We start from the raw sequence: 24,440 nt of genomic DNA, 5'->3' as shown, positions 1-24,440 counted from the left end.
TGCCCTTAGGGGCGCGGGGAACTGCGCGACCAGCCACAGACGGCGCGCACCCTACGAACCACACGCGGCAGCTCATACCGTGCCCACATGCCCCTCACAAGACGAACCCTCCTGGCAGCAACCCCGGCGGCAACCCTCACCCCACCAACCGCCAAACCCCACAACCTCCGCACCGGCTTCGAACAACTGGCCGCCCACGATTACGCCCAGCTCAGCAACCAACGAATCGGCATCGTCACCAACCCAACCGGCATCACCAGAGACGCCCACCACATCGTCGACGTCATGCACGCCAGCCCCCACGTGAACCTCACCGCGGTCTTCGGCCCAGAACACGGCTTCCGAGGCACCGCCCAAGCCGGCGGCTCCGAGGGCCACTACACCGACCCGGCCACCAAACTCCCGGTCTACGACACGTACTTGAAGAGCGGCCAACCACTCGCCGACATCTTCAGGACCGCCGCCGTGGACACCATCGTCTTCGACATCCAGGACGTGGGCGCCCGCTTCTACACCTACATCTGGACCCTCTACGACTGCATGGAGGCGGCGCAGCTGGCCGGCAAACGCTTCGTAGTCCTCGACCGCCCCAACCCGGTGACCGGAAGATCGGCCCAAGGCCCGGTCCTGCACCGGGAGTTCGCGACCTTCGTAGGCCGCCAGCCGATCGCCCAGGCACACGGCATGACGGTCGCCGAGCTGGCCCGGCTGTTCAACGGGGAGTTCCTGACCAAGCCCGTCCCCCTGGAGACCGTACTGATGACGGGCTGGAAGCGTTCGGAGTTCTACGACGCCTGGTCGCTCCCCTGGGTACCGCCGAGCCCCAACATGCCGACACCGGACACCGCCCTCGTCTACTCGGGCACATGCCTCTTCGAGGGCACGAACCTCTCCGAGGGCCGCGGCACCACCCGCCCCTTCGAACTGCTGGGAGCAGAGGGCATCGACGGACGCTGGGCCGCCGAGGTGAATCAACTCGCCCTGCCCGGCGTGCACTTCAGGGAGGCGTACTTCGCGCCCACCTTCTCCAAGTTCGAGGGCAAGACCGTCGGCGGAGTCCAGATCCACCTCCACGACCGGGCCGCCTACGACCCCGTCCGCACCGGCATCGCGCTGCTGGTGACCGCCAAGAAGGTCTGGAGCGGCTTCGGTTGGCGCTCGGACAACTGGATCGACAAGCTCACCGGGTCCGCCCGGGTGCGGACGGTGATCGACGCGGGCGCGGGCACCGACGAGGTGGTGGCGGGCTGGCAGGAGGAGTTGAGGGCGTTCCGACGGGTTCGAACTGAATACCTCCTCTACAAGTGAGTCGTGACGTATGGCCAATCTTCACCGGTAGCGGGACGATGCGCCCACATCGCACCACTTCGGGGAACGAGGAGGCCGGTCATGGCGGATCCGGCGATGAGCGTGAGCCCCTACTGGGAGTTGACCTTCGATGCCGACGGGGACGTCGACCAGGGAGAACGGGACCGGCTGCTGAGCGAGGTGCGGCAGCGCGGGATCGGCGACCTGATCGTCTTCTCGCACGGGTGGAACAACCAACGCGCCGGCGCGACCCGGCTCTACAGCCGCTTCTTCGCCCCGATTCCGCGCCTCGCGCCGAAGGCCGCGATCGGGTACGTAGGCGTGATCTGGCCATCCATGGAGTTCCCGGACCAGCCGATTCCGGATTTCCCGCAATCACCGGCGGCCGCACCCGAGTTGACGCGGCCAGCGCTCGACGCCGACACCCGGCACGCGCTCCTCGACGCCTTCCCCGGCAAGGCGCCGGTGATCGACCAGATCGCCCGGATGCTGGACCAACAGCCGCCTCAGGAAGCCGAGTTGGAGGAGTACGGGCGGCTGGTGCGGACGCTGGTGGAGGTGGTGCCGCCGGGGCCGCAGGCGATGTTCGGCGCGGACACGCTCGCGGAGGGGGTGCCCCAGTGCGAGCCGCGGATGTTCGCCGCCGGGTGTACGGCCGAGGTGTGCGAGCAGTTCGCGCAGGCGCTGGCCCATCTCGCGGTGCCTCAATGCCCGGGCCCCGTAACGGAGTTCACGCTGCCGAACCCCTGGAAGGGCGCGCGGGAGCTGCTGCGGCAGGCGGCGTACTACGCGATGAAGAGACGCGCGGGCACGGTCGGTGAGCGCGGTCTCGGCCCGGCGATCGGGCGGCTCGCGGCGGTGGCGCCGGAGGTGCGGGTGCATCTCGTGGGGCACAGTTTCGGCGGGCGCCTGGTGTCGTTCGCGCTACGGGGTCTGCCCGAGGGAGTGCACTCGGTCAAGTCGGTGACACTGCTCCAAGGGGCCTTCTCCCACTACGCGTTCGCGGCCCGGCTGCCGGACGACCCGCGTACCGGCGGTGTCCTTCAGGGCCAGCAGAACCGCGTCGACGGACCCCTCGTGTGCTGCTACTCGCACTGCGACTCGGCGCTCGGCACGATCTATCCGCTGGCCTCGCGGATGGCGGACGACGACTGCTCCTTCGCCGCCGTCGACATCGTCCGGGTGCTGGGTGACAAGTGGGGCGCGATGGGCCACGACGGGGTGCGGGCGGTGCCGGGCACCCGTTCGCTGAGCCTGGCCGAGGCCCTCAACTCGCCGCTTCCGGAGTCGGGTTGTGTGAACGTCGACGTCTGCTCGGTGGTGTGCCACGGCGAGCCGCCGACCGGGGCGCACAGCGACATCGTGCACCCCGAACTCGCGCGGGTGGTGCTGGCGGCGGGCCGGATCGGCCGGCCCGCCGCCGCTCAGGCGTCACCGGTGTGACGTGTACTCCACCACTTGCTGGAAGGTGGGCCGGTTCTGCCAACTGATGTTGTAGTGCTTGATGCCGCCGAGCGTCCGCTGGACGATCGAGTCGGCACACCACTGGTCGCCCGCCGAGCACAGCGAGTCCCCGGGGTAGACCGTGGACGCGCTGGTGCCGGCCGCCGTCTTCAGCGTGCTGATCAGGATGTCCCGGCAGGCGCTGAGGCTGCCGCCCCCGCAGTACTGCTGGGCCAGCGGTCCGGACACGGTCTGCCCGAGCACCGACCGGAGGTCCTTGTCGACATAGCTCCACCAGCCGTACTGGAAGGAGCTTCCGGCGTGCGAGCCGGTCGGGCCGTGGGCGGCCGACGGGGTCTCGTCGATGTACAGGTTGTTGGTGAGCGCGGTGTAGAGGGTGTCACCGAGGCCGGGCTGGAACTCGGCCTTCACCAGTGCGGGCCACCAGGCGTCCAGGATCCGGATGGCGTCGGCGTTGGCGTAGGTCTTGGAGCCTGCCGAGGTCTCGGTGCGTTTGCCGCCTGCGGTGAGCCAGGTCTGCAGCTTGGTGACGGCCGCGGCGGCGGTGGTGTCGGTGACCGTACTGCTGTTGATCACCTTCAGCATGTCGGGCAGCACGTCCTCGGCGCGCAGGTCGGTGAGCGAGGCGTCGGACATCGCCTTCACCAGCGAGGATCTGGTGACCCCGCCGGCCGCGACGAGTTTCTTCACCCGGTCGTCGAGGAGATTGCCTCGATGGACGGACCCGTCGCCCCAGCTCGCGGTCGTGTAGTTGAGGGCCTGTTTGTTGTTCCAGGAGATGTAGTAGTCCTGGTCGATCGAGTTGGGGTGCGCGGAGGCCGGGGTGTAGTCGGAGGTGTTGGTGGTGGGGTCCCAGTTCTGCCACTCGTAGGCGGCCTGGCCCCAGACCGGGAACTCCGGGTCGACGCCGCTGGCCCGCACCGGGTTGTTGCCGCTGTTGTAGTACGCGGTGTGCTGGGAGTCGGCGTAGAACCAGTTGAACGTGAAGTTGATGTGCTGGGCTGCGGTCTGGAAGGTCTGCGGACTCTTCACGTAGTCCGGGTCGTTGAGCATCTGGAAACCGATGATCGAGTCGGCCTCGTGCATGTAGGAGGAGCGCAGGGTGGTGTAGGCGACCTTCTTCCCGCCCACGGTCGCTCTGTATTCGACGGGTCCGTACTCGGTCTTCCAGACCCGCATGGTGTACGACCCGGCGGCGGTGGAGTCGGCCGTGGTGGGCGCCCAGGAGTTCTTCTGCTCGATCTCCTCCATCGGCGTGCAGGTGCCGTGGAAGAGGTAGTGGTAGTCGTCCTGGCAGAGCTCGACGGCGTAGGTGTCGATGATGTCCTGGCCGGAGGTCGTGGCGGACCACGAGTAGTCCTGGCCGCGGCCGAGTTCGACGTACATGCTCAGGCCCGCGAAGGAGGCGCCGCGGGCGCTGATCCCCGGGCCCTGGATCTCCTGGAGCATGAGCAACTGCGGTGCGAAGTAACCGGTTTGGGGCCCGAACACGGCTATCGGGTGGCCGCTCGCGGTGTATTTGCCGCTCACCACAAGGGCGTTGGACATCCCGCGCTTGGCGGAGCTGAGGGCGGTCGCGGTCGCTGCGGCGGAGGCTGCGTCGGCGCTCTGGTTGGCGCCGGTGCCCGTGGCGTCGTAGACGAGTGGTTCGGTCGTCACCGAACCGGCGTCCGGGAGTGCCTCGCCCTGGGCGGTGGTGGGCTTGGTGCCGTACGGGAAGCTCTCGCCGTTGTGGACGGTGAGGACGGCCTCGGGGTCGTTGCGTTCGCGGAAGGACTCCCAGACCTTGGTGCCCTGCTCCACGCCGTACTTCTCCTGGGCGGCGAGCAGGGAGAGGGCGTTGTTGACCTCGCCGCCGCCGCCGGAGCCGAAGAGCGTGCCGATGACGGAGGCCAGCGCGACCAGGTCGGTGATCTTGAAGTGGTCGATCGTGCCGGCGTTGGTGATCGAGTCCTTGTGTCCGGTGAGGACGTACTCGCCGGGGAAGTAACGGCCGCTGTCCGAGGCGTCGATGTAGGCGTTGATGCCGGCCAGGTAGGCGTTGGCGTCGGCGAGGGCCTGCTGACCGCGGGTGCCGTTGTTGTTGACGGCGTTGTCGATCTGGGACTGCAACTCGGCCTCGGTGTACGGGGCGTTGCGGTAGAACTCCTGCTCAAGTCCCTGGTTGGAGGCCGCGCCGCCGGCGAAGGTGGTCAGTTGGCCGCGTCCCACGTGCCGGAAGACGTCCATCAGCCACAGCCGGTCCTCGGCCGCCGCGTAGCCGGCGCCGTACTCGGTGCCGTAGCGCGTGGTGCCTGTGATGTGCGGCACACCGGTCGCCTTGTCGCGGACGATCGTCACGTCGGTGCGGCCGCTGGGGTTCTCGGTCGAGGCGACGTTGGCGGCGGGGACCCCGAACGACGCGTCGTTGAAGAAGGTGTTGATCTTCGCGTCGGTCAGCGTGGAGGCGCCCGTGGCCAGGTTGGCATAGGGGCCGAGCTGGTCTTCCGCATGGCTGGGCTGGGTGCCGAAGACCTGGTTGAGAAGGATCTGGGCGAGGGTGGCGTTGCCGTTCTCGCCGGCCGGGAGGATGTCCGAGCACTGGCCGCCGCAGTAGTCGTTCGAGGCGGTCGCCGCCGCGGCCGTCCCCTGGGCAAGGGGAGACAAAAGGGCGGCAATGAGGGCGCATACGGATGCGGCCTTCAGGAACCCGGGGAATCCGCCGGGAGTTCTCAGTCTGTCGAGCAAGTTACGCGGGGTGCGCCGTGGCATCGCAGCTCCTACCGACGGGGGTGGTGCGGGACGTTACCGCCGGTATCCCCGAGATTGAAGATGAACATGCGTCAAGTTTTGGATCCGGGCAAGTGGCTTATGGAGGCCATCGGAAATCGGATGGAGCCAAATCGCTTGTCGATACGTCTATTCGGCGACGTCCGTTCGACGACGCCGAGGTGACCGAAGTACAGGTGCAGGTGTGACGGAGGTGCAGGGCGATGGCCGGTTTCCGGAGTCTGGCGAGACAGGTGCGAGACCCTCGGTGCGATCTGGCGCTGCGGCGCTACTCGCTGCGCAAGTGCCTTGAGCGGTTCGCCCCTTACGGGCACAGGGCGACCTGGGACCACTTGTGCTCCCGGGCCGGGTTCGGACCCGAGGACCGCTCCCCCGACCCGGCGCGGCTCGTGGCCGCACTGGACGAGTTGGAGGAAGCGCGCAAGGTCTGGCTCGCCTACGAGGTCGGGTTCGCCGAACGCCGCAAGAAGGAGAAGCACGACGGGCTCCGCCGCCCGGGCACCGTGGACGACTGGCACCGGCTGACCTGGGGCGGCTTCGGTGTCGCCTGGTGCGACGACCCACGACTCCACCCCCATGAACCACTGGCCGAGGTGCTGCGACGGCTGATCGCCGCCCTGGAGCGCGAACCGGGTTCCGTGTGCCCGGTGTGCGCCGGGGAGCGCCTCCTGTGGAAGTACGACCTGGCCCACGAACCCTCCTCGGGCCCGGTCTGCACGGACTGCGGCATCGTCGTACCGCGTCCGGTGCTCACGCCCGAGGCCCTGGCGTACGCCAGGCGGGGACGGCTGCTGATGTCGGCCTGAACCGGGGCGATCGAGGAAGGGCGCCAGGGGTGCGCCGGGGATGCCGCACCCCTCTTTTGACCCAGCCTGTTTGCGCTTGCCGGCGCAACGGCGAAGGCTGCCGACGGCGTTCGTCGACAGCCCCCAAGTGGCGCGCCGCAGGCGTCAGCTGGCCTTCCAGACGTCGGCGAAGCTGCCGCCGGAGATCGAGCCCGGCTGGGCCCGTACGGCGGAGCTGCTGCTCTTCGTCATGACGATCTCGTTCGGCGAGTAGGTGTCCAGGTTGCTGCTGTTGGCCTTGGCGCCGGTGAAGTTCACGGTGCCGAAGTTCGCGAGGCTCGCGACCGAGCCGCCGACCTCGGGGGCCTCGGCGATGACCTCGGCGGAGGCGTTCTTGAAGCCGGACGAACCGGCGTGCGTCGTCGTCTTCGTCCAGCCCTCGGTGGAGTCGGCGAGGGTCATGGTGAAGGTGGAGCCGGAGTAGGTCACCGTCGCGGTGAACTTGTCGCCGCCCTTGACCGTGACACCGGAGTACGCGCTCTCGGAGGCGGGCAGCACCTCCCACCAGGCGCCGTAGGTCGCCTTGCCGCCGATGCAGTCGGCCTCCGTACCGGTCTGCTCCAGCGCGGAGTTGCTGTACCCGTCGAGGCCGACCCAGAAGGAGGAGTACGTGGTGGCCGAGGAGCAGGTGACGCTCGGCTGGGTCCAGGACGAGGTGACCGAGGTGTACGCGCCGGTCGAGCCGGTGGCGGCGTAGCCGGACCAGTTGGTGGACGAGACGGTGGCGTTGACCTTGCCGGGCTTCGCGAGCCCGTGCAGCGTGTGACTCTCGTGGCTCGCTATGGCCTGGGTGAGCTGGGCCGGGGTGTGCGCGGCGGCACTCGGGGCGGCCGCGAGCGCGGGCGTCGCGAGGGCGGCGGTGAGGGCGGCGGCGGTGACGAGAACGAACCCGGCGGAAGATCTCGGGGACATGACTCTCCGTCATTCGAGGGGTGGGGGGGCTGCCGTGACGGCAGTGCACAGCAGCTTCCGCGAGGCCTCATGTGCATGGCAAGACAGACAAGTTCCTTCAGTCTTGCGGGAATTGGCGCCGCAACACCCGGGAAATCCCACAGGTTCGTTCAAGGTTGATCAATCGCCGGGCAAGACTGACCAAACTTCAGGGCAACGCCCTTCCGCCTCGCGAGTGCCCTGACTTGAGCTGGAGTACGTGACTTCCAGACCGGGGTACGTGCCGTCCAGACCCGAGAGCGCACCGAGACCAGAGTCCAGGCCGGAGGACCCGGTGTCCGGCACCGGGGCGATGCCGTTCCACGAGGCGTTGCGCGCGGCCATCGCGGCCAGCGGTCTCAGCCTGGACCGGATCGAGGACCGGCTGCTGCGCCGCGGTACCCCGGTGGCGTCGGCGACGCTCAGCTCCTGGCAGTCCGGCCGCTACCAGCCCGAACGGCAACGGTCGTTGGCGGCACTCGCCGTACTGGAGGACGTCCTACGGCTGCCGCCCGGAGCGCTGACCGGCCTGCTGGGCCCGCCCCGGCCGCGGGGGCGTTGGCTCCCGCCGGACGGCGGCCACCCCGATCTCGCCCGGGCCTGGTCGGACCACCACGACCTCACCGCCGCCCTCGCCGCGCTGGACACCCGCTGGGACGACAGCCTGACCCGGCTCAGCTGCCACAACCGGGTGGACGTGGACGCCGACCGCCGCGTCCGCTCGATGACCAGTCGGCGCCTGCTGCGCGCCGAGGCGGACGGCGCGGACCGCTGGATCGCCCTGTACCGCCTGGACGCGCCCGGCCCGCTGCCGTACTTCAGCGTGGCGGTACCGGGGCGGCTCGGCACGGTTCTCGAACTCCCCCAAGAGGGCCTGGTCGCGGCGGAGTTGCTCTTCGACCGCCCGCTGGCCCGCGGCGAGACCGTGATCGTCGACTACACGGTCGAGCACCGCGATCCGCGCCCGTACTCCCAGCGCGCCGAGACCACGATCCACGTCCCGATGCGCGAACACCTCCTGGAGGTCCGCTTCGCGAAGGAGTGTCTGCCGCGCACGTGTTACTCCTTCCGCACGAACGGCCTCGGCCCCCGTCCCCGCGCCGGGCGACCGCGCGAACAACGGCTCCGGGTGGACGCGTCGGGGTCGGTGCACGCGGTGGCGTTGGGGGCGGGGCCCTGCCGGGTGGGGATCCGGTGGGTGTGGGGATGAGGAGGCCTGGGCGAGGGGGACGGTTGTCAGTGGCGGGTGGCACCATCGAGGCATGGTGCAGGTCTGTCTCAACGGGGCCCGTGGGGCCGCCGACGGCTGGATGGTGCCGGTCTCGCCCGGAGCGTTGGCCGATGCCGCGGTGGAGGCTGTCGCTGCGGGGGCCACGGACGTCCATCTTCATCCCAAGTCCCCTTGCGGACAGGACACGTTGTCACCGCGCGTCCTCGCGGTGACGCTGGAGGCGATACGGGCGCGGGTGTCCGTGCCGGTCGGCGTGACCACGGGCGCCTGGGCCGAACCGGACCCAGCGGCACGGGTGGAGCGGGTGCGCGGGTGGACGGTCCTGCCCGACCACGCCTCGGTGAACTGGCACGAGCCGGGCGCCGAGGAAGTCGCAACGGCGTTGCTGGACCTGGGCGTTGGCGTAGAGGCGGGCATCTGGTCGGGCACGGACGGGGCGGCCCGGTTCGCCGTCTCACCGCTCCGGTCGAAGGTGCTGCGGGTGCTGGCGGAGGTGACGGACCCGGATGCGGAGACGGCGGAGGCGTCCGCCCGCGCGCTGCTCGCCGACCTCGACTCCGGCCACGGCCGCCCGGTACTCCTGCACGGCGAGGACGGCGGCGCCTGGCCGGTGCTCCGGCTCGCGGGGCGGCTGGGGCTCGCGACCCGCATCGGCCTCGAGGACACGCTGCTCCTGCCGGACGGTGAACGGGCTTTGTCCAACGCTCAGTTGGTCGCCGAGGGGCTGGTCCAGTACGGATGGGCCCAGCGCTCGTCGTAGGGCAGGGCTAGGAGTTCGGCGCGGGCGGCGAGGTCGGACTCGCCCTGAGCACGGAGGCGGGCGGCACCGGGGCCGGCCAGCCAGGTACGCAGGTCCGCCAGGCCGGCGTCCTTGCTGTCGTCGTACCACCAGGTGAACGGGGAGGCGTCGGACAGCAGGTCGTCGAGCCAGGCGTCGGCGCAGGCGGCGAGGTGCGTGTCGGCGACCGGACCCTGTACCCATCCGTCCAGGAACGGGGTCACGGTTCTGGCGACGGTGGCGCAGGTCTCGAAGGTGTCGTGGATGCCGTAGGGCGGCTCGGGCGTCGTCAGGGCATCCTGCCACCAGGCGTACAGGAAGGCCTCGATCGCGGTGGCCTGCTCGGCCGGCCAGGAACGCCAGTCCACCCGGCTCAACCCATGGGCTCCATAGCCGACCCTGCCCACGGTGCCCTCCGCCATCGCCCGTGCGCCCTGCGGCAGCAGGCGTCGCATCGCGGCCGGGTGGTCGTCGAAGTGGCCGGGCACCTCGAAGAGGTAGTACCACACCACGTCCAGCGGCACGTGCGTGTACGGCGTGCGCAGATACCCGATCTCCTCGGGCGCGTGACAGAACCCGCAACCGGTCTCGTGCGGGCTCGCGAATCCGTTGAAGACCGTCTCGATGTCCGCGAGGGCGGCGGTGAGCGCTGGCGACAGGGGCATGGATCCCGAAGCTAGCAGCCGCATATTCGGTCGCTCCACCCCTTTCCGATCAGGACAGTTGAGGGCGATGAAACACACGTGAGGAACCTGGGGAGTCCCGATGTCGACGCTGCGCGTCACCGCCGAAGTGCTGACCGTCCATGAACACCCGAACGCCGACGCCCTCGAACTGGCCCAGGTCGGCCTGTATCGAGCCGTCGTCGTCAAGGGAGCGTTCCGCACCGGTGAGTCCGCCGTCTACATCCCCGAGCAGTCCGTGCTCCCGGCCGGTCTGATCGAGGAGTTGGGGCTCACCGGGCGCCTCGCGGGGAGCAACGCCGACCGGGTCAGGGCGGTACGGCTGCGCGGTGAGCTGTCGCAGGGCATCGTGTGCCGGCCGAAGGCCCTCGCGGACGTCGACCTGGCCCAAGCAGCCCTGGACGGCACCGACTTCGCGGAGCGGCTCGGCATCGTCAAGTGGGTACCGCCGATCCCGCCCACGATGAACGGTGACGTCGAGTCCGCGCCCGATCTGCTGCCCTGGGTGGACATCGAGAACATCCAGCGGTTTCCCGGGATATTCGAACCGGGCGAGGCTGTGGTCCTGACCGAGAAACTCCACGGCTCCGCCTGCCTGTTGACCTACTTCGCGGAAGAGGAGGGCAGCCGCGTACAGGTCTCCTCGAAGGGCTTCGGCGCCAAGTCCCTTGCCCTGAAGGAGGATCCGCGCAACCTGTACTGGCGAGCCGTCCGCGCCCACGGCGTCCCCGAGGCCGCCGCCCGCCTCGCCGAACGGCTCGGCGCCCGCCGGGTCGGGATCTTCGGCGAGGTCTACGGCGCGGGCGTCCAGGACCTGACGTACGGCGCCGACGGGCGGCGCGAGACCCTCGGGTACGCCGTGTTCGACGTGTCCGCCGAGATCGACGGCACCGTGCGGTGGCTGGACGCGGCCGAACTCCTCGACGGCGAGCTGCCGTTGGTGCCCCGGCTGTACGAGGGGCCGTACGACGTCGAGCGGGTGCTGGAGGTCGCGAGCGGGCGGGAGACCGTGTCGGGGCGGGGGCTGCATCTGCGGGAGGGGGTCGTGATCCGTCCGGCGGTGGAGCGGTACAGCGCGGTGACCGGTGGACGGGCGATCGCCAAGGCCGTCAGCCCGGCGTATCTGACGCGGAAGGGCGGCACCGAGTACGAGTGAGCGCCGTCCTCAGTCGCGCCCCTCGGGATCCCGGTCCCGGGGGGTGCGGGCTTTCCGGCGCTCCCCCGGTTCCGTCATCAGGCGTGAACCGGCACCCCGTTCGCCGACCACGTCGTCCGGGTTGGACAGGACGCAGGACGACAGGGACAGGCAGCCGCAGCCGATGCAGTCGGTGAGGTGGTCGCGGAGGCGGTTGAGCTGCTTGATGCGCTCGTCGAGTTCGGAGCGCCAGGCCTCGGAGAGGCGGGCCCAGTCCTCGCGGGTCGGGGTGCGCTCCTCGGGGAGTTCGGCGAGCGCCTCGCGGATGGTGGCCAGAGGGATGCCGACGCGCTGGGCGGCCCGCACGAAGGCGACCCGGCGCAGGGTGTCACGGGTGTACCGGCGCTGGTTGCCCGTGGTGCGGCTGCTGCTGATCAGGCCCTTGGCCTCGTAGAAGTGCAGGGCGGAGACGGCTGCTCCGCTGCGTGCGGCGAGTTGGCCGACCGTCAGCTCGTGGATCTTCTCGGGGATCTGAGGCACCTGTCAGAGCCTACCCATCGCGTCACACCCGTGGTCCGTTGACAGGGGCCTCGCATCCGACCATGCTAAGCAGTTGCTTAGGTATGTGATGGCGTGCTGGATGACGTGAGAGGCCGGGACAGGACATGGCAGAGCCGAGGATCTTCACCTCCGTCGACGACCTGCGGGCGGCGGTCGGTGAGCAGTTGGGGCACACCGACTGGCTGGAGGTCGACCAGAAGCGGATCGATCTGTTCGCGGACGCGACGGGCGACCACCAGTGGATCCACGTGGACCCGGAGAAGGCGGCTGCTGGCCCCTTCAAGACGACTATCGCGCACGGCTACCTCACCCTGTCGCTGCTCCCGCTCTTCGGGCCGCAGCTGATCAAGGTCGAGGGCGTGAAGATGGGCGTCAACTACGGGACGAACAAGGTCCGTTTCCCCGCCCCGGTCCCGGTCGACTCCCGGCTGCGCGCCACCGCGAAGATCACCGGCGTCGACGACGTACCGGGCGGTGTCCAGGTGACCGTCGCGTTCACCGTGGAGCGCGAGGGCGGCGACAAGCCGGTGTGCGTGGCCGAGTCGGTGTCGCGCTACTACCTCTGACCAACACCCTTGGCAGGGCGGCTACTTGGACCCCACCATCCGCAGCACGAGGTCGGCGTAGAGCGCGCCGACCTCGTCGGGCGTCCGGGGGCCGTCGAGGCTGAACCAGCGGGCCACGTCGATGCAGAGCGACAGGATCGCGAGGGTCGTGCCCTTCACGTCCGGTACGTCGAAGGAGCCGTCGGCGACCCCGTCCTCGACGATCCCGCGCACCTCGGCGTCGACCTGGCGGCGCAGCGCGAGGATCTCGGCGCGGGCGTCCGGGCCGAGCGAGTCGAGTTCGTACTGCACGACCCGCGCGGTGGTGCGCCCGCCCGCGTGCCAGCGCACGAAGGAGCTCACCGCGTCCGCGAGGCGCTCGGCGGCGCTGCCCTCGCGCCCCGCCGCGGTCCGCAGGATCTCCAGGGCCTTCTCGTGGCCGATCCTGCTGATGCGGTGGAGCAGTTCTTCCTTGGTCTTGTAGTGGATGTAGAGCGCGGCCGGGCTCATCCCGGCGCGGCCCGCGATGTCCCGGGTGGTCGTCGCGTGGTAGCCGCGCTCGGCGAAGGCCTCCACGGCGGCGATCAGCAGTCGCCGGGCCGCGTCGGGCGTGACCTCCGCCCAGGCCTGCGGGTCGCCCGCGGTGGTCTCCTCCGCCGTACTCATCGCTCGTGAACCCCTCTCGGTGACAAGGGGTCCACCATACCGCCGAACCTGAGCGAGCGCTTAGTCTGGCCGCTCAGAGCTTTTCGAAGGGGTCGTGCTCGGCGAGGAGCTTCTCCAGCCTGGCCTGGTCGACCCGGCTGACGATCTGGCCGACCTCCTGGCGGTCGCGGACCACCTTGGCGAGCGTGAACGCGGACGTGACCAAGTAGAGGACGGCGATGCCGAGGAAGGCCCGTACCCAGGTGTCGGCGTGCAACTGGAAGATGCCGATGGCGGTCGCCGCGAGGGCGATCGCGAAAGACGCGACGGCCTGGCCGTGATAGGCGGCCGTGGTCTGCTGTTTGACCGGTGTGTCACTCATGGGTCGAGCATCGGCGGCCACGGCCCGTAGGACATCCGCTCAGATACTCAACTCACGTACTCAGAACGGGTCTTCAGAACGCGGAAACGCCCGTCAGCGCGCGCCCGATGAGCAGTTTCTGGATCTGGCTGGTGCCTTCATAGAGGGTCATCACGCGGGCGTCGCGCAGCAGCTTGCCCGCCGGGTACTCGTCGATGTAGCCGTAGCCGCCGAAGACCTGGAGCGCGTTGTTGGCGGCGCGGACGGCCGCCTCCGAGGCGAAGAGCTTGGCCTTGGAGGACTCGGTGGCGAAGGGCAGGCCGCGGTCTATGAGGTCGGCGACCCGCCAGGTCAGCAGCCGGGCCGCGTCCACGTCGACGGCGATGTCGCTGATCAGTTCCTGGACGAGCTGGTGCTGCGCGATGGACTTGCCGAACTGCTCGCGCTCCCCGGCGTAGCGGAGCGCCACGTCGAGCGCGGCCTGGGCGATGCCGACGCAGCCCGCGGCGACCGACATGCGGCCCTTGGCCAGCGCCGACATGGCGACCGAGAAGCCCTTGCCCTCGGGGCCGAGCATCGTGGCGGCGGGCACGCGGACGTCTTCGAGGACGAGTTCGGCGGTGGCCTGGCCGCGCAGGCCGAGCTTGCCGTGGATGGTGCGGCGGGTCAGGCCGGGGGTGTCGGTCGGGACGAGGAAGGCGGAGACGCCCTTGTGTCCCGGGGCGTCGGTCGAGCGCGCGAAGAGGAGCACGACGTCGGCCCAAGTCCCGTTCGTGATGAACATCTTGGTGCCGTTGATGACGTAGTCGTCGCCGTCACGGACCGCGCGGGTGGTGAGGTTGCCGGCATCCGATCCGGTGCCGGGTTCGGTGAGCCCGAAGCAGCCGACGTGCTCGCCGGAGGTGAGCCCCGGCAGCCAGCGCCGCTTCTGCTCCTCGTCGCCCCAGGCCGCGATCGACTTGGCGACCAGCCCCAGCGACACGGAGACGATCCCGCGCACGGAGGAGTCGCCGCGGCCGAGTTCCTCGGTGACCAGGCAGTACGCGAGGTGGTCGCCGCCCGAGCCGCCGTACTCCTCGTCGATGGTCAGCCCCAGGAAACCGACGCCGCCGAGCTTCTTGACGATCGAGCGGTCGACCTCCTCGGCGCGGTCCCAGGCGATGACGTGCGGGGCGATCTCGCGGTCCACGAAGTCCTTGGCGAGCCGCCGTACGGCCTCCTGCTCCTCGCTGAGCTCCAGGTTCATTGCGCGTCACCCCAAGTGGAAGGCCATACACCGACTGCTGCACATTTAAATTAGCACTGCTAGTTTGACTCTCGCAGCCCTACTATGTGCGGCATGGCCCGACCGCGCAAGCCCCTGCTCAGTACCGACCGGATCGTCGAGGCGGCGCGGGTGCTGGTGGACGCGGAGGGCCTCGCGGCCGTGTCCACGCGTCGGCTCGCCGCCGAGTTGGGGGTGAGTGGGCCCTCGCTCTACAACCACTTCCGCACGAAGGACCAGATTCTGGAGGCGGTCGCCGACTCGGTGAGCGCGCAGGTCGATCTGTCGATGTTCGAGGACGGGCGGGACTGGCGTACGGCGCTGCATGACTGGGCCGTGTCGTACCGGTCCGCGTTGCGTGACCATCCCAACATCGTGCCCGTGCTCGCCACGGGGCCCGGGCGGCGGCCGGCTGGGTTGCGGCTCGCGGACGCGGTGTATGGGGCGATGGTCGACGCGGGGTGGCCTCCGGCGCAGGCCACGTCGATCGGGGCGTTGATGCGGTACTTCATCATGGGGTCCGCGCTGGGGTCGTTCGCCGGGGGGTTCGTGGACGACGAGAGTGCGTACGATCCCGCTGACTATCCGCATCTTGGGCAGGCGCATCTTCTTGCGGAGCAGCAGGAGAAGGTGGATGAGCGGGCGTTCGAGGTGGGGTTGGCCGCGCTGCTGGAGGGGTTGGCGGGGCAGTTCTCGGAGGTGGCTGGGCGGTAGGGGCGGCTGGTACCAGCTGTAGAGCGCGCATATCGCCCTGGACTGCATCGGCGGCCGTACCCGTTCCCCGCCAGCAGGACCACGACCCATAGCTACGGCACTACGCGGTGTGGAGGAATCGCTTCCGCAGCAGGGCGGCGCCGGATTCGGTGAGCCAGTCCGCGAGCGTACGCAGCCCGGGATGAATGACGCGCAGCGCCTCGATATCGGCGTGCCAGCGCGATCCGGCGGCCCAGCGATCCCGGACCTGGGCGATCTCGGGGTTGAGCGCGGCAGCCTCGGCGTGGGTGATCTGCTCGTAGCGCACCTCGGCGCCAATCGCCTCGCTGATCGCGGCAACCGCCTCGGCCGGAGTGGGAGCGTCCCCGGCCAGCTCCAGACTCCGCCCCGCGAACCGGTCCGGCTGGTCGAAGGCCAGCGCGGCGAACTCCGCGATGTCCTCCACCGCGACGATCTGGGCAGGTTCGTCCGGCGGGAAGATGTGCCGGTGCACACCGCCGGAGATGCCGTCGAGACCGATGGGTGCCGAACCGAGATAGTTCGACATGAACCGCACCGGGCGCAGCACGGTCACCGACCGGATCCGCTCACGCAGGTAGTCCTCGACGCGCTTCTTCCCCTCGGAGCCACCGGGACGACCCGGCGTGGACGCCACGCCCGTGAACACGACGTGTTCGACGCCCACGGCGGCCGCGGCATCGGTCAGTGCCCGGCCCCGGGCGAACTCCCGCTCCACGTCGGAGCCGGCCGGCCCGAATGCCACGGGCGGTACGGCGAACAGTGCCGCCGCTCCCTCCAGCGCCGCAGGCAGACTCGACGGGTCGTCGAAGTCGCCGCGGGCGAGCTCGGCTCCGGCGGTTTCGAGTGCCTTGGCGGCGGGAGCGGCCGTGTCCCGCACGAGTACGCGCACCGGTCTGCCGGCCGCCAGGAGTCGGCGTGCGGTGGCGCCGCCCTGCCGGCCGGTCGCACCGGTCACGACGGTCAAGCGGTCAGTGGTCATGTCGTCCTCCGCCCCGGGCTTGTCGGTGGGCACGGTTGGGCTCGGCCCGGGGTCGATGTGGAATGCTGCACCCGGTTGAGTCCGGCGGACAAGGGATTACGTGACATGACCGCACCTCCCCATGACGTCGGTCGGGCCGATGCCCGCCGTAACCGCGCGAAGGTGCTCGCCGCCGCTTCGCGGGCTTTCGACGAGCACGGTCTGGACGTCTCGCTCGGCACGATCGCACGGCACGCGGGGGTCGGCGCCGGCACCGTCTACCGGCACTTCCCCAGCAAGGAGATCCTGCTGGAGGCCGTACTCGTCCAGCAGATCGACAACCGGGTGGACGCCGCTCGGCGATGGGCGGCCCGCGCGGACCCTGTCGCGGCCTTCTTCGGCTTCCTGCTGGAAGTCGTCGACACGTCCCACGGGCGCAAGCACGCCTGCGACGCCTTGACCACGGAAACGAGCTGGCCGCGCCCCCGGCTGACCGCGTCGGCGCGACGGTTCCGCCAGGCACTCGATGAACTGCTCCGCGCGGCCCAGCGGGCCGGCGGGGTCCGCACGGACGTCAGCGCGGACGATGTCGCCGCGCTCCTCGTCGGATGCGTGACGATCTGGGCCGCACACCGCGACCGGAACGGCGGCACCCGCATGGTGCGGCTGGCGCTGGAGAGCCTGCGGAGTCCCGCGTCCGTCACGGAAGGAGGGGTATTTCGTGACGCGCCCGGCACCCTTCACGCGGCGCCGCGGTGCGAGGAGTGCGGGGTCCGGCTTGAGGCCCGGTCCACCGGCCGCCCGGCCCGCTACTGCGGAGCGACCTGCCGACAGCGAGCGCGTCGCCGCCGCGTCGGACGGGCGACGGATTCCTAGGGGATGGGTGGCTTGTGTGGTGTGCCGAGTGCGCGTGCGCTGGGGCTGGTCGCGCCCACGCGGCGGAGCCGCAAGTAGATACAGCCCCGCGCCCCTGCGAAACCCACCCCATGCCTCAAAGGGACCGGAGTATCGCCTTTGGCAGGTGGGCCGTGACTATCCAGTTGGGGGCGTCCACGACCTCGGTGATCCGTAGGTCTACGGCGACGCTGCACAGGACGTAGGCGTCGATCGGGGCGAGGCCGTAGCGGGTGCCCAGGTGGTCGATCATGGCTCGGGTCGCGTCCTGGGCCGCGCGCATGAGGTCGGGGGCTACGCCCATCGTGGCGTAGTGGCCGGCTCGGGCGGGGTCCGGGTGGAGGGGGCCCGGCGTCTCGAACTGGGGGGCCGGGATGCGGCGGCCCTTGTGCAGACGGATACGGGCCGCGCCCGACAAGGACGCCTCGATCGCGCTGACGCACAACTCCCCGTCGCCCTGGGCCGCGTGGGGATCGCCGAGGCTGAGGCGGGCGCCGGAGACCTGGATCGGGAGGTAGAGCCTGGTGCCGACGACGAGGTCCTTGCAGTCGACGTTGCCGCCGAAGTGGCCCGGGGGCAGGACGCTTTGGGGTTCGGTGACGTCCGGGCAGACCCCAACCACCCCGCAGAAAGGGCGGATTGGGATGTCGGCCACGTCGAGGAAGTTGGCCGTGTCTCCGCCGGTCAGATCCCACAGGTGGAGGTGCGCGTCCGGGAAGTCCTCGGTGAGCAGGCCGAGTCCGGGGAGTACGGCTGTCCAGCCCCAGTCGACGGACCGCAGTTCCAGGAACTCCACTTCCAGGACGTCGCCGGGCTCGGCGTGCTTGACGACGATCGGTCCGGCGAGTGGATAGACGCGGTCCCAGTCGAAACCGGCCACCGCCTCCACGGTCGACGTCGGGTCGAACTGTCCGTCCGTCGCCTCGGTGAGGTCGAACGACACGGTGTCGCCGTCCTCGACCTCCAGCACGGGCTCGTGCTCGGTCGACCACAGGCGATGCACTTGCTGCGGTACGGAGTGGTGGCTCATCGGACCCGTCCTCACCTGTCGGTACGTGTCGTCGCGTGTCGTCGCGTCTTCCGGACTCTGCCCTTCGACCGGCTTCACCGTCAAGCCTGATAGGCAATAAAAATGACCCCGAAGGCATCACCAACCGCCCCCGACGATCGCGTCCGATTTCCGCCAGCGGTACGGTCCCGCCGCCGCCTAACCTCGAACGCATGACGAAATCCCTCCCCCGTGCCGAACGGGCAGCCGCCGCAGCCGCGGTCGTCACCGTCGTCCTGTGGGCCTCGGCGTTCGTGTCCATCCGGAGCGCGGGGTCCGCCTACTCGCCGGGCGCGCTGGCGCTGGGGCGGCTGGCGAGCGCGGCGCTGGCGCTGGGGGTGCTCTCTCTCGTACGGCGGGAAGGGGTGCCGCCGCGGTCCGCCTGGCGGGGGATCGCGATCTCGGGCGTGCTGTGGTTCGGGTTCTACATGGTCGTCCTGAACTGGGGCGAGCAGCAGGTCGACGCCGGTACCGCCGCCCTCGTCGTGAACATCGGGCCGATCCTCATCGCCCTGCTCGGCTCGCGGCTGCTCGGTGACGCGATGCCGCCGCGGCTGCTCGCGGGGATGGCGGTGTCGTTCGCGGGCGCGGTGACCGTGGGGCTGTCCATGTCCGGGGACGGCGGTTCGTCCGTACTCGGTGTGGTGCTGTGCCTGCTCGCGGCGGTCGCGTACGCCGGTGGGGTCGTCGCCCAGAAACCGGCCCTCGCCCGGGCCAGCGCGCTCCAGGTGACGACGTTCGGGTGTCTCGTCGGGGCGGTGATGTGCCTGCCGTTCGCCGGGCAGCTTGTCGATCAGGCCGGCGACGCGCCCGTCTCCGCCACCCTCAACATGGTCTACCTGGGCGTCTTCCCGACCGCCCTCGCCTTCACCACCTGGGCCTACGCCCTCGCCCGTACGACCGCCAGCAAGATGGGCGCGACCACGTACGCGGTACCCGCGCTGGTCGTCCTGATGTCGTGGCTGGCGCTGGGTGAGGTACCGGGGTTGCTCACGCTGGGGGGCGGGGTGCTGTGTCTGGCGGGCGTGGCTGTGTCGCGGTCCCGGCCGGGCGCGAAGGCGCGGGCGCGGGCGAAGCAGGCTGCGGCGACGGATGAGCCGCAGCCCGAACAGGTGCCGTAGGCAAGGGCGTTGAGCCTGAACCGCCGGTGCGGGCGGACAGGGCCGTTCAGAACACGACCAGCGCCCGTCCCCCCTTCCCCGCCACCATGTTCTCGAACGCCCCCGGAATCCCGTCCAGTCCGATCCGTTCCGTCACCAGCGCCCCCAAGTCCAGCCGTCCGGCCCGGACATGCTCGGCGAGCACCGGTACGTCCTTCGCCGGGTCGGAGTTGCCGTAGACACAGCCGCTCAACGTCCGGCCCCAGTGGAAGAGTTCGAGGGCGTTGAAGGTGACCTGCTGGTCCTTGCCGCCGATGCCTACGACCGTCGTACGTCCACCTCTGCGGGTGGACTCCCAGGCCGTGCGGATGGTGACCGCGCGGCCCACGCACTCCACGGCGACATCCACACCTTGTTTTCCGGTGAGGGCGCGGATCTCCCGGGCCGTGTTCTCGGAGGCGACCACGTAGTCCGTCGCCCCGGCCGCGCGGGCCAACTCCTCCTTCTCCGGGGAGACGTCGACGGCGACGATCGTCGTGGCGCCCGCGATCCGGGCCGACTGGAGGGTGGCCAGGCCTACCCCGCCGACGCCGAAGACCGCGACCGTCTCGCCCTCCCGCACCCGCGCCGAGTGGTGGATCGCGCCGTAGCCGGTGAGGACCGCGCAGCCGAGGAGGGCCGCGTCCGTCAGCGGGATGCCCTCCGGGAGCGGCAGGACACAGGACGCCGCTACGACCGTCTCCTCCGCGAACGCCGCCACGTTCAGGCCGGGGTGGAGGTCGCTGCCGTCGGAGGCGCGGTGGGCGTAGACGTCCGCCGCGCCGTTGAGCGCGTTGGCGCAGAGCCAGACCTCACCCAGGGTGCAGGCGTGGCAAGTGCCGCAGGACGGGGCCCAGTTGAGGATGACCGGGGCGCCGGGTGAGACATGCGTGACGCCCTCCCCCACGGCTACTACCGTGCCCGCGCCCTCGTGGCCCAGGACCGCCGGTACCGGCACGCGCATCGTGCCGTTGGTCAGGGACAGGTCGGAGTGGCAGACCCCGGCGGCGGCGAGGCGGATGCGGACCTGGCCGGGGCCGGGGTCCGGGAGGTCGATCTCGGCGATCTCCAACGGAGCGCCCACGGCGGGCAGTACGGCGGCGCGGACCATGTGAGGCCTCCTGACAGGGCTGACAGGGCTGACAGGGCTAGAACTGAAGGGACTTGGTCTGGAGGTACTCGGACAGCCCGTGCGCGCCGAGTTCCCGGCCGACACCCGACTGCTTGTAACCCCCGAACGGCGCACGGGGGTTGAACCGCCCGCCGTTGATGTCCACCTGCCCGGTCTCCAACCTCCGCGCGAACGCCACCGCTTCGGCCTCCTCACCGGCCCACACCGCACCCGCGAGGCCGTACACGGTGCCGTTGGCGATACGCACGGCGTCGTCCTCGTCGTCGTAGCGGAGGATCGTCAGGACCGGGCCGAAGATCTCCTCCTGGGCGATCGTCATGTCGGGGGTCACGTCGGCGAATACGGTCGGGCTGATGAAGTAGCCCTGCGGGGACGGGGATTCGGGGCCGCCCGCCACCAGGCGCGCGCCCTCCGCGACGCCCTTCTCGATGTAACTCCGCACCCTGGCCCGCTGCTTGGCGTTCACCACCGGGCCGATGCGGGCGCCGTACTTGGCGGCGGCCGTCGCGGCCAGCTCCACCGCCTCGTCGTACTGGTCGCGATGGACCAGCATCCGGGTCCAAGCACTGCACGTCTGGCCGGAGTTGGACATCACGTTGGCGACACCGACGTTGACGGCCTTGGCGAGGTCGGCGCTCGGGAGGATGACGTTGGCGGACTTGCCGCCCAGTTCGAGGGCGACCTTCTTCACCGCGGCACCGGCCGTCGCGCCGATCTGGCGGCCCACGGCCGTGGAGCCGGTGAAGGAGACGAGGTCGACGCCGGGGTGTTCGGCCAACGCCTGGCCGGCCACCGGACCCAGGCCCGTCACCAGGTTGAAGACGCCCGCCGGGATGCCCGCCTCGTCGACCGCCTCGGCGAACAACTGGGCGGTGAGCGGGGTGTCTTCGGCGGGCTTGAGCACCACCGTGCAGCCTGCCGCGAGGGCGGGGGCGACCTTGGCGACGATCTGGTGGAGGGGGTAGTTCCAGGGGGTGATCGCGCCGACCACGCCGATGGGTTCCTGGTAGACCGTCGAATTGCCGACCTTCTCCTCGAAGGCGTGGGTCGCGGCGAGTTCGGCGTACGAACCCGCGACCGCGATCGGCACGCTCGCGTGGACGGCCTGCGAGAAGGCGAGCGGTGAGCCCAGTTCGGCGGTGACCGTCTCGGCGATCTCGTCCTTGCGGGCCGCCAACACGTCCCGCAGGGAGGCGAGTTGGGCAGCGCGTTCGGCGGGCGGGGTCGCGGCCCAGCCCGGGAGAGCGGCACGGGCGGCGCGTACGGCGGTGTCGATGTCCGCGGCGGTACCGGCCGGGACACGGTCGATCACCTGCTCGTCGACCGGGTTCACCACGTCGATGGTGTCCCCGCTCGCGGCGGGGCGCCAGGCGCCGTCGATGTACATGCCGTCGTGTGCCTTCATCGTGCTGCCTCCCGGGCGTGACGTCGTCGTCCGCCTCACAAACTAGCGGTGTTAGTTTTCCGGCGCCAGAGACCCCGGGTCACGGACGCGCGGAGACCACAGAAGTCGAGGTGCGGGCACCTCAGAAATCAACCCGGGTCCGGTCGTCCACCCGGGCCACCGCCTCCTGCCCGAAGGCCTTCTCGTACGCCCGCCGGACCTCCTCGATCTTCCGGTCGTTCGCGGCCGCCGCCTTCACCGGATACAGCAGGATCAGCTCGTACGACCGCTCCTTCTCGATCTTCCCGTTCGCGTCCCGCCACTGCCCGCGCCCGTTCTGCACGGTGAGCCCGTCCGGGAAGTCGGGCGTGACCTCCTTGTCGACGAAGCCCATGAACTGCCCGTCCGTGACGGCCGGTCCACCGTCCGGCCGCTCGGTGCCGAAGAAGAGCTGCGTCTCGACGTACGGCGTTCCGCGCGTCGGCGCGGGGGCGATCGCGGGCGCGGTTTCGGTGTCGAGGCTCGCGTAGGCGGTGGGGGCCGCTGCGGCGAGGAGGAGGCCGGCGGTCGCGAGGGCTGCCCGGTTTCGGGTGAAGTGCAGGGTCATGCACCTATCCGTACCGGGCGTCACTCCTCCAGGTCGGGCAGCCGCGCCGGGGCCGGTGAGATCCGTTCGCCGTGCTGGTCGAAGACGAACAGGTGGGCGATGTCGACGAGGAGCGGGACGTGCATGCCGTGGCGGAGTTCGATGTCGGGGGTGGTGCGGACGACGAGGTCGCCGGGGAGGCGGCCCTCGGGCGGCACGGGGTCGGATTCCGGGACCGTCGACGGGTCCAGGACCACCACCGGTCCGGCGCGCAGTGCGCCCGCGCGTCCCCGCAGCCGGTCCAGGACACCGCCCTCGCGTCGGCGGCGGCGGACCGGGCGGGCCGTGCGCGGGGCCTCCAACTCCGGTACGACGGCGGGCCGGGAGCCGGTGTTGAAGTGGACGAGGACCTCGTGGCCCTGGAACTCCACGTGCTCGACCAGGCCGCTGATCGCCACCTCACCGGGGCGGGCCGCGGCGGGCTTGGCGATACGGATGGCCTCGGAACGCAGGCCGACGATGACCTCGCGGCCCTGCTGGACGCGGAGCAACTGGTGGTCCAGGCACAGGGGTTCGGGCAGCCGGAGGTACTGCTTGCCGAGACTGATGGTCATCGCGCCGTCCAACGGGGCCCGGACCAGGCCGCGCAGGAGGTTGATGCGCGGGGTGCCGATGAACGCGGCGACGAAGACGTTGCGGGGCAGCGCGTACACCGAGCGCGGGGTGCCGACCTGCTGGAGGACCCCGCCGCGCAGGACGGCGACCCGGTCGCCGAGCGACATGGCCTCGGCCTGGTCGTGGGTGACGTAGACCGTGGTGACGCCCAACTTGCGGGTGAGGGAGGATATTTCGGCGCGGAGGTGGTTGCGGAGTTTCGCGTCGAGGTTGGAGAGCGGCTCGTCCATCAGGAACGCGGAGGGGTGGCGGGCGATGGCCCGGCCCATGGCGACGCGCTGGCGTTCGCCGCCGGAGAGCTGGCTCGGGAAGCGTTCCAGGAGGTCCTCGATGCCGAGCATGCGGGCGGTCGCGTCGACGCGGGCGCGCGGGTCCTCGCCGGGGGTCTCGATGCGCAGCGGGAAGCCGATGTTGTCGCGGCTGGTCATGCTCGGGTAGAGGGCGAAGTTCTGGAACACCATCGCCATGTCCCGTTCCGAGGGGGCGAGTTCGTTGGCGTACTCGCCGTCGAGTCTTAAGTCGCCCTCGTCGATCTGCTCCAGGCCGGCGATCATCCTCAGCACGGTCGACTTGCCGCACCCGGACGGCCCGAGCAGGACGAGGAACTCCCCCGGCGCGATGTCCAGCGACAGCCGGTCCACCACGCGGACGCCTCGCGCGTAGGCCTTGCTCACGTCGTGCAGGGAGATGGCGCGTGTCATGACGAGTGCCCCCGGGGGCTCACTTGGGCGACGGTGCTCCGCGATCCGGACACCTCGCACGGGTCGTACGAGGCTTGTGAGTCACGGAAGCTAACGGAATGTGCGCACCCGGGGGAAGAGACCGGACGGGATCGGGCGTGTCGGTCCGGGTGGTGAGAAAACGGACGGTCATCTTCAGCCAGTTCGGGCGCGCTCACGCATCGCGACGAGATGGGCGAAGACGACGGTGTTGCCCGTGTAGCCGGTCCTGCGGTCGTAACCGCCGCCGCAGGTGATCAGACGCAACTCCGGTCGCCCGCGGGCGCCGTAGACCTCCCGGTCGGGGAAGTGCGCCTTCTCGTACGTCCGTACCGCGTCGACCGTGTAGACGGCGGTCCGTCCGTCGGCGCGCCGCACCTCGACCACGTGGTCTGGCTTGAGTTCGCCCAGGCCGGCGAAGACGGCCGGGCCGGTCATGGTGTCGAGGTGGCCGACGGCGACGGCGGTGCCCTGCTCGCCCGGGGAGGGCCCGTCGGCGTACCAGCCCACCCGCTTCGGGTCGTCGCCCGGCGGTGCGGACATCCGGTGGCCGCGGTCGAGCCGGAGGGGCATGACCGGGGCGTCGACGTCGAGGTAGGGGATGGCGAGGGCGATCGCGCGGGAGTGCGGGAGGGGGCGGGGCGGGGGGGG

At 70.3% G+C, this 24,440-nt stretch carries 24 protein-coding genes; 10 read left to right on the top strand and 14 right to left on the bottom strand.

From position 1 onward, the window contains the following. The first annotated feature begins 87 nt into the window (after positions 1-87). Together OO69_RS28400 and OO69_RS28395 are read left to right on the top strand one after the other, a co-directional pair. Complete coding sequence (locus tag OO69_RS28400; protein ID WP_033283664.1) at positions 88-1,308, top strand: exo-beta-N-acetylmuramidase NamZ domain-containing protein; 1,221 nt, start codon at positions 88-90, stop codon at positions 1,306-1,308. Between the two features lie 81 nt (positions 1,309-1,389). Next, positions 1,390-2,751 carry a hypothetical protein gene (locus OO69_RS28395; protein ID WP_033283663.1) on the top strand — a complete coding sequence of 454 codons (1,362 nt, stop codon included), beginning with the start codon at positions 1,390-1,392 and terminating at the stop codon, positions 2,749-2,751. Here the strand turns inward: OO69_RS28395 and OO69_RS28390 are convergent. Then, positions 2,740-5,523, bottom strand: a complete 2,784-nt coding sequence (locus OO69_RS28390; protein ID WP_033283662.1) for a penicillin acylase family protein — start codon at positions 5,521-5,523, stop codon at positions 2,740-2,742. The genes OO69_RS28395 and OO69_RS28390 overlap by 12 nt on opposite strands. Positions 5,524-5,744: 221 nt before the next feature. Between OO69_RS28390 and OO69_RS28385 the strand changes: the two genes are divergently transcribed. Continuing rightward, positions 5,745-6,347: a hypothetical protein gene (locus tag OO69_RS28385; RefSeq protein ID WP_033283661.1), complete on the top strand. Its 603-nt coding sequence runs from the start codon at positions 5,745-5,747 to the stop codon at positions 6,345-6,347. A 144-nt stretch (positions 6,348-6,491) separates the two neighbouring features. Here the strand turns inward: OO69_RS28385 and OO69_RS28380 are convergent, their stop codons facing one another. Beyond that, positions 6,492-7,298: a G1 family glutamic endopeptidase gene (locus OO69_RS28380; protein WP_033283660.1), complete on the bottom strand. Its 807-nt coding sequence runs from the start codon at positions 7,296-7,298 to the stop codon at positions 6,492-6,494. A 313-nt stretch (positions 7,299-7,611) separates the two neighbouring features. On the opposite strand from OO69_RS28380, the gene OO69_RS28375 reads away from it, so the two are divergent. Together OO69_RS28375 and OO69_RS28370 are read left to right on the top strand one after the other, a co-directional pair. Further along, entirely contained in the window at positions 7,612-8,526 is a 915-nt protein-coding gene (locus tag OO69_RS28375; RefSeq protein ID WP_234444554.1) for a hypothetical protein, read from the top strand. Positions 8,527-8,578: 52 nt separating this feature from the next. Next, complete coding sequence (locus OO69_RS28370; protein ID WP_033283659.1) at positions 8,579-9,307, top strand: 3-keto-5-aminohexanoate cleavage protein; 729 nt, start codon at positions 8,579-8,581, stop codon at positions 9,305-9,307. On the opposite strand, the gene OO69_RS28365 is transcribed toward OO69_RS28370, so the two are convergent. Further along, complete coding sequence (locus OO69_RS28365; protein ID WP_033283658.1) at positions 9,253-9,990, bottom strand: hypothetical protein; 738 nt, start codon at positions 9,988-9,990, stop codon at positions 9,253-9,255. The two genes, OO69_RS28370 and OO69_RS28365, sit on opposite strands and share 55 nt — an antisense overlap. A 100-nt stretch (positions 9,991-10,090) precedes the next feature. Here OO69_RS28365 and OO69_RS28360 point away from each other — a divergent pair, with 100 nt between their 5' ends. Beyond that, positions 10,091-11,164 (top strand): RNA ligase (ATP), encoded by a 1,074-nt coding sequence (locus tag OO69_RS28360; RefSeq protein WP_033283657.1) that lies wholly within the window; start codon positions 10,091-10,093, stop codon positions 11,162-11,164. Positions 11,165-11,173: 9 nt separating this feature from the next. Here OO69_RS28360 and soxR read toward each other — a convergent pair whose 3' ends face one another. Continuing rightward, positions 11,174-11,683 (bottom strand): redox-sensitive transcriptional activator SoxR, encoded by a 510-nt coding sequence (gene soxR / locus OO69_RS28355; protein WP_033283656.1) that lies wholly within the window; start codon positions 11,681-11,683, stop codon positions 11,174-11,176. Between the two features lie 125 nt (positions 11,684-11,808). Here soxR and OO69_RS28350 point away from each other — a divergent pair, with 125 nt between their 5' ends. Next, positions 11,809-12,270 (top strand): MaoC family dehydratase, encoded by a 462-nt coding sequence (locus tag OO69_RS28350; RefSeq protein ID WP_033283655.1) that lies wholly within the window; start codon positions 11,809-11,811, stop codon positions 12,268-12,270. 21 nt (positions 12,271-12,291) lie between these two features. Here the strand turns inward: OO69_RS28350 and OO69_RS28345 are convergent, their stop codons facing one another. The 3 genes from OO69_RS28345 to OO69_RS28335 all read right to left on the bottom strand — a co-directional run bounded on the left by OO69_RS28345 (position 12,292) and on the right by OO69_RS28335 (position 14,501). Next, a complete protein-coding gene (locus OO69_RS28345) occupies positions 12,292-12,915 on the bottom strand; it encodes a TetR/AcrR family transcriptional regulator (protein WP_019059192.1) in 624 nt (207 codons plus the stop codon). Between the two features lie 73 nt (positions 12,916-12,988). Then, positions 12,989-13,276 carry a YiaA/YiaB family inner membrane protein gene (locus tag OO69_RS28340; RefSeq protein ID WP_033283654.1) on the bottom strand — a complete coding sequence of 96 codons (288 nt, stop codon included), beginning with the start codon at positions 13,274-13,276 and terminating at the stop codon, positions 12,989-12,991. A gap of 73 nt (positions 13,277-13,349) precedes the next feature. Then, positions 13,350-14,501 carry an acyl-CoA dehydrogenase family protein gene (locus OO69_RS28335; RefSeq protein WP_033283653.1) on the bottom strand — a complete coding sequence of 384 codons (1,152 nt, stop codon included), beginning with the start codon at positions 14,499-14,501 and terminating at the stop codon, positions 13,350-13,352. 93 nt (positions 14,502-14,594) lie between these two features. Here OO69_RS28335 and OO69_RS28330 point away from each other — a divergent pair, with 93 nt between their 5' ends. Continuing rightward, entirely contained in the window at positions 14,595-15,233 is a 639-nt protein-coding gene (locus tag OO69_RS28330; protein WP_033283652.1) for a TetR/AcrR family transcriptional regulator, read from the top strand. Between the two features lie 100 nt (positions 15,234-15,333). On the opposite strand, the gene OO69_RS28325 is transcribed toward OO69_RS28330, so the two are convergent. Further along, positions 15,334-16,233: an NmrA/HSCARG family protein gene (locus OO69_RS28325; protein WP_078652603.1), complete on the bottom strand. Its 900-nt coding sequence runs from the start codon at positions 16,231-16,233 to the stop codon at positions 15,334-15,336. A gap of 105 nt (positions 16,234-16,338) precedes the next feature. Between OO69_RS28325 and OO69_RS28320 the strand changes: the two genes are divergently transcribed. Further along, on the top strand, positions 16,339-17,088 hold the full coding sequence (locus OO69_RS28320; RefSeq protein WP_033283651.1) for a TetR/AcrR family transcriptional regulator: 750 nt from the start codon (positions 16,339-16,341) through the stop codon (positions 17,086-17,088). Positions 17,089-17,203: 115 nt separating this feature from the next. On the opposite strand, the gene OO69_RS28315 is transcribed toward OO69_RS28320, so the two are convergent. Further along, positions 17,204-18,136 (bottom strand): acetamidase/formamidase family protein, encoded by a 933-nt coding sequence (locus OO69_RS28315; RefSeq protein ID WP_033283650.1) that lies wholly within the window; start codon positions 18,134-18,136, stop codon positions 17,204-17,206. Positions 18,137-18,327: 191 nt separating this feature from the next. Between OO69_RS28315 and OO69_RS28310 the strand changes: the two genes are divergently transcribed. After that, on the top strand, positions 18,328-19,275 hold the full coding sequence (locus OO69_RS28310; RefSeq protein ID WP_033283649.1) for a DMT family transporter: 948 nt from the start codon (positions 18,328-18,330) through the stop codon (positions 19,273-19,275). Between the two features lie 46 nt (positions 19,276-19,321). Here OO69_RS28310 and OO69_RS28305 read toward each other — a convergent pair whose 3' ends face one another. From OO69_RS28305 to OO69_RS28285, 5 genes are all read right to left on the bottom strand, one after another. Further along, positions 19,322-20,404, bottom strand: a complete 1,083-nt coding sequence (locus OO69_RS28305) for a Zn-dependent alcohol dehydrogenase (RefSeq protein WP_033283648.1) — start codon at positions 20,402-20,404, stop codon at positions 19,322-19,324. 37 nt (positions 20,405-20,441) lie between these two features. Then, positions 20,442-21,830: an aldehyde dehydrogenase family protein gene (locus OO69_RS28300; RefSeq protein ID WP_033283647.1), complete on the bottom strand. Its 1,389-nt coding sequence runs from the start codon at positions 21,828-21,830 to the stop codon at positions 20,442-20,444. Positions 21,831-21,951: 121 nt separating this feature from the next. Next, positions 21,952-22,416: a DUF3574 domain-containing protein gene (locus tag OO69_RS28295; RefSeq protein WP_033283646.1), complete on the bottom strand. Its 465-nt coding sequence runs from the start codon at positions 22,414-22,416 to the stop codon at positions 21,952-21,954. A 20-nt stretch (positions 22,417-22,436) separates the two neighbouring features. Then, a complete protein-coding gene (locus OO69_RS28290) occupies positions 22,437-23,771 on the bottom strand; it encodes an ABC transporter ATP-binding protein (protein WP_033283645.1) in 1,335 nt (444 codons plus the stop codon). A 174-nt stretch (positions 23,772-23,945) separates the two neighbouring features. Continuing rightward, a partial coding sequence (locus OO69_RS28285; protein ID WP_033283644.1) for a class F sortase occupies positions 23,946-24,440 on the bottom strand: 495 nt, incomplete at its 5' end.

The organism is Streptomyces sp. NRRL F-525 (assembly GCF_000716605.1).
In the GTDB taxonomy this organism is placed as follows: Bacteria; Actinomycetota; Actinomycetes; order Streptomycetales; family Streptomycetaceae; genus Streptomyces.
Note: the sequence above shows the minus strand (reverse complement) of the source record. Positions and strands in the feature narration are given on the sequence as shown.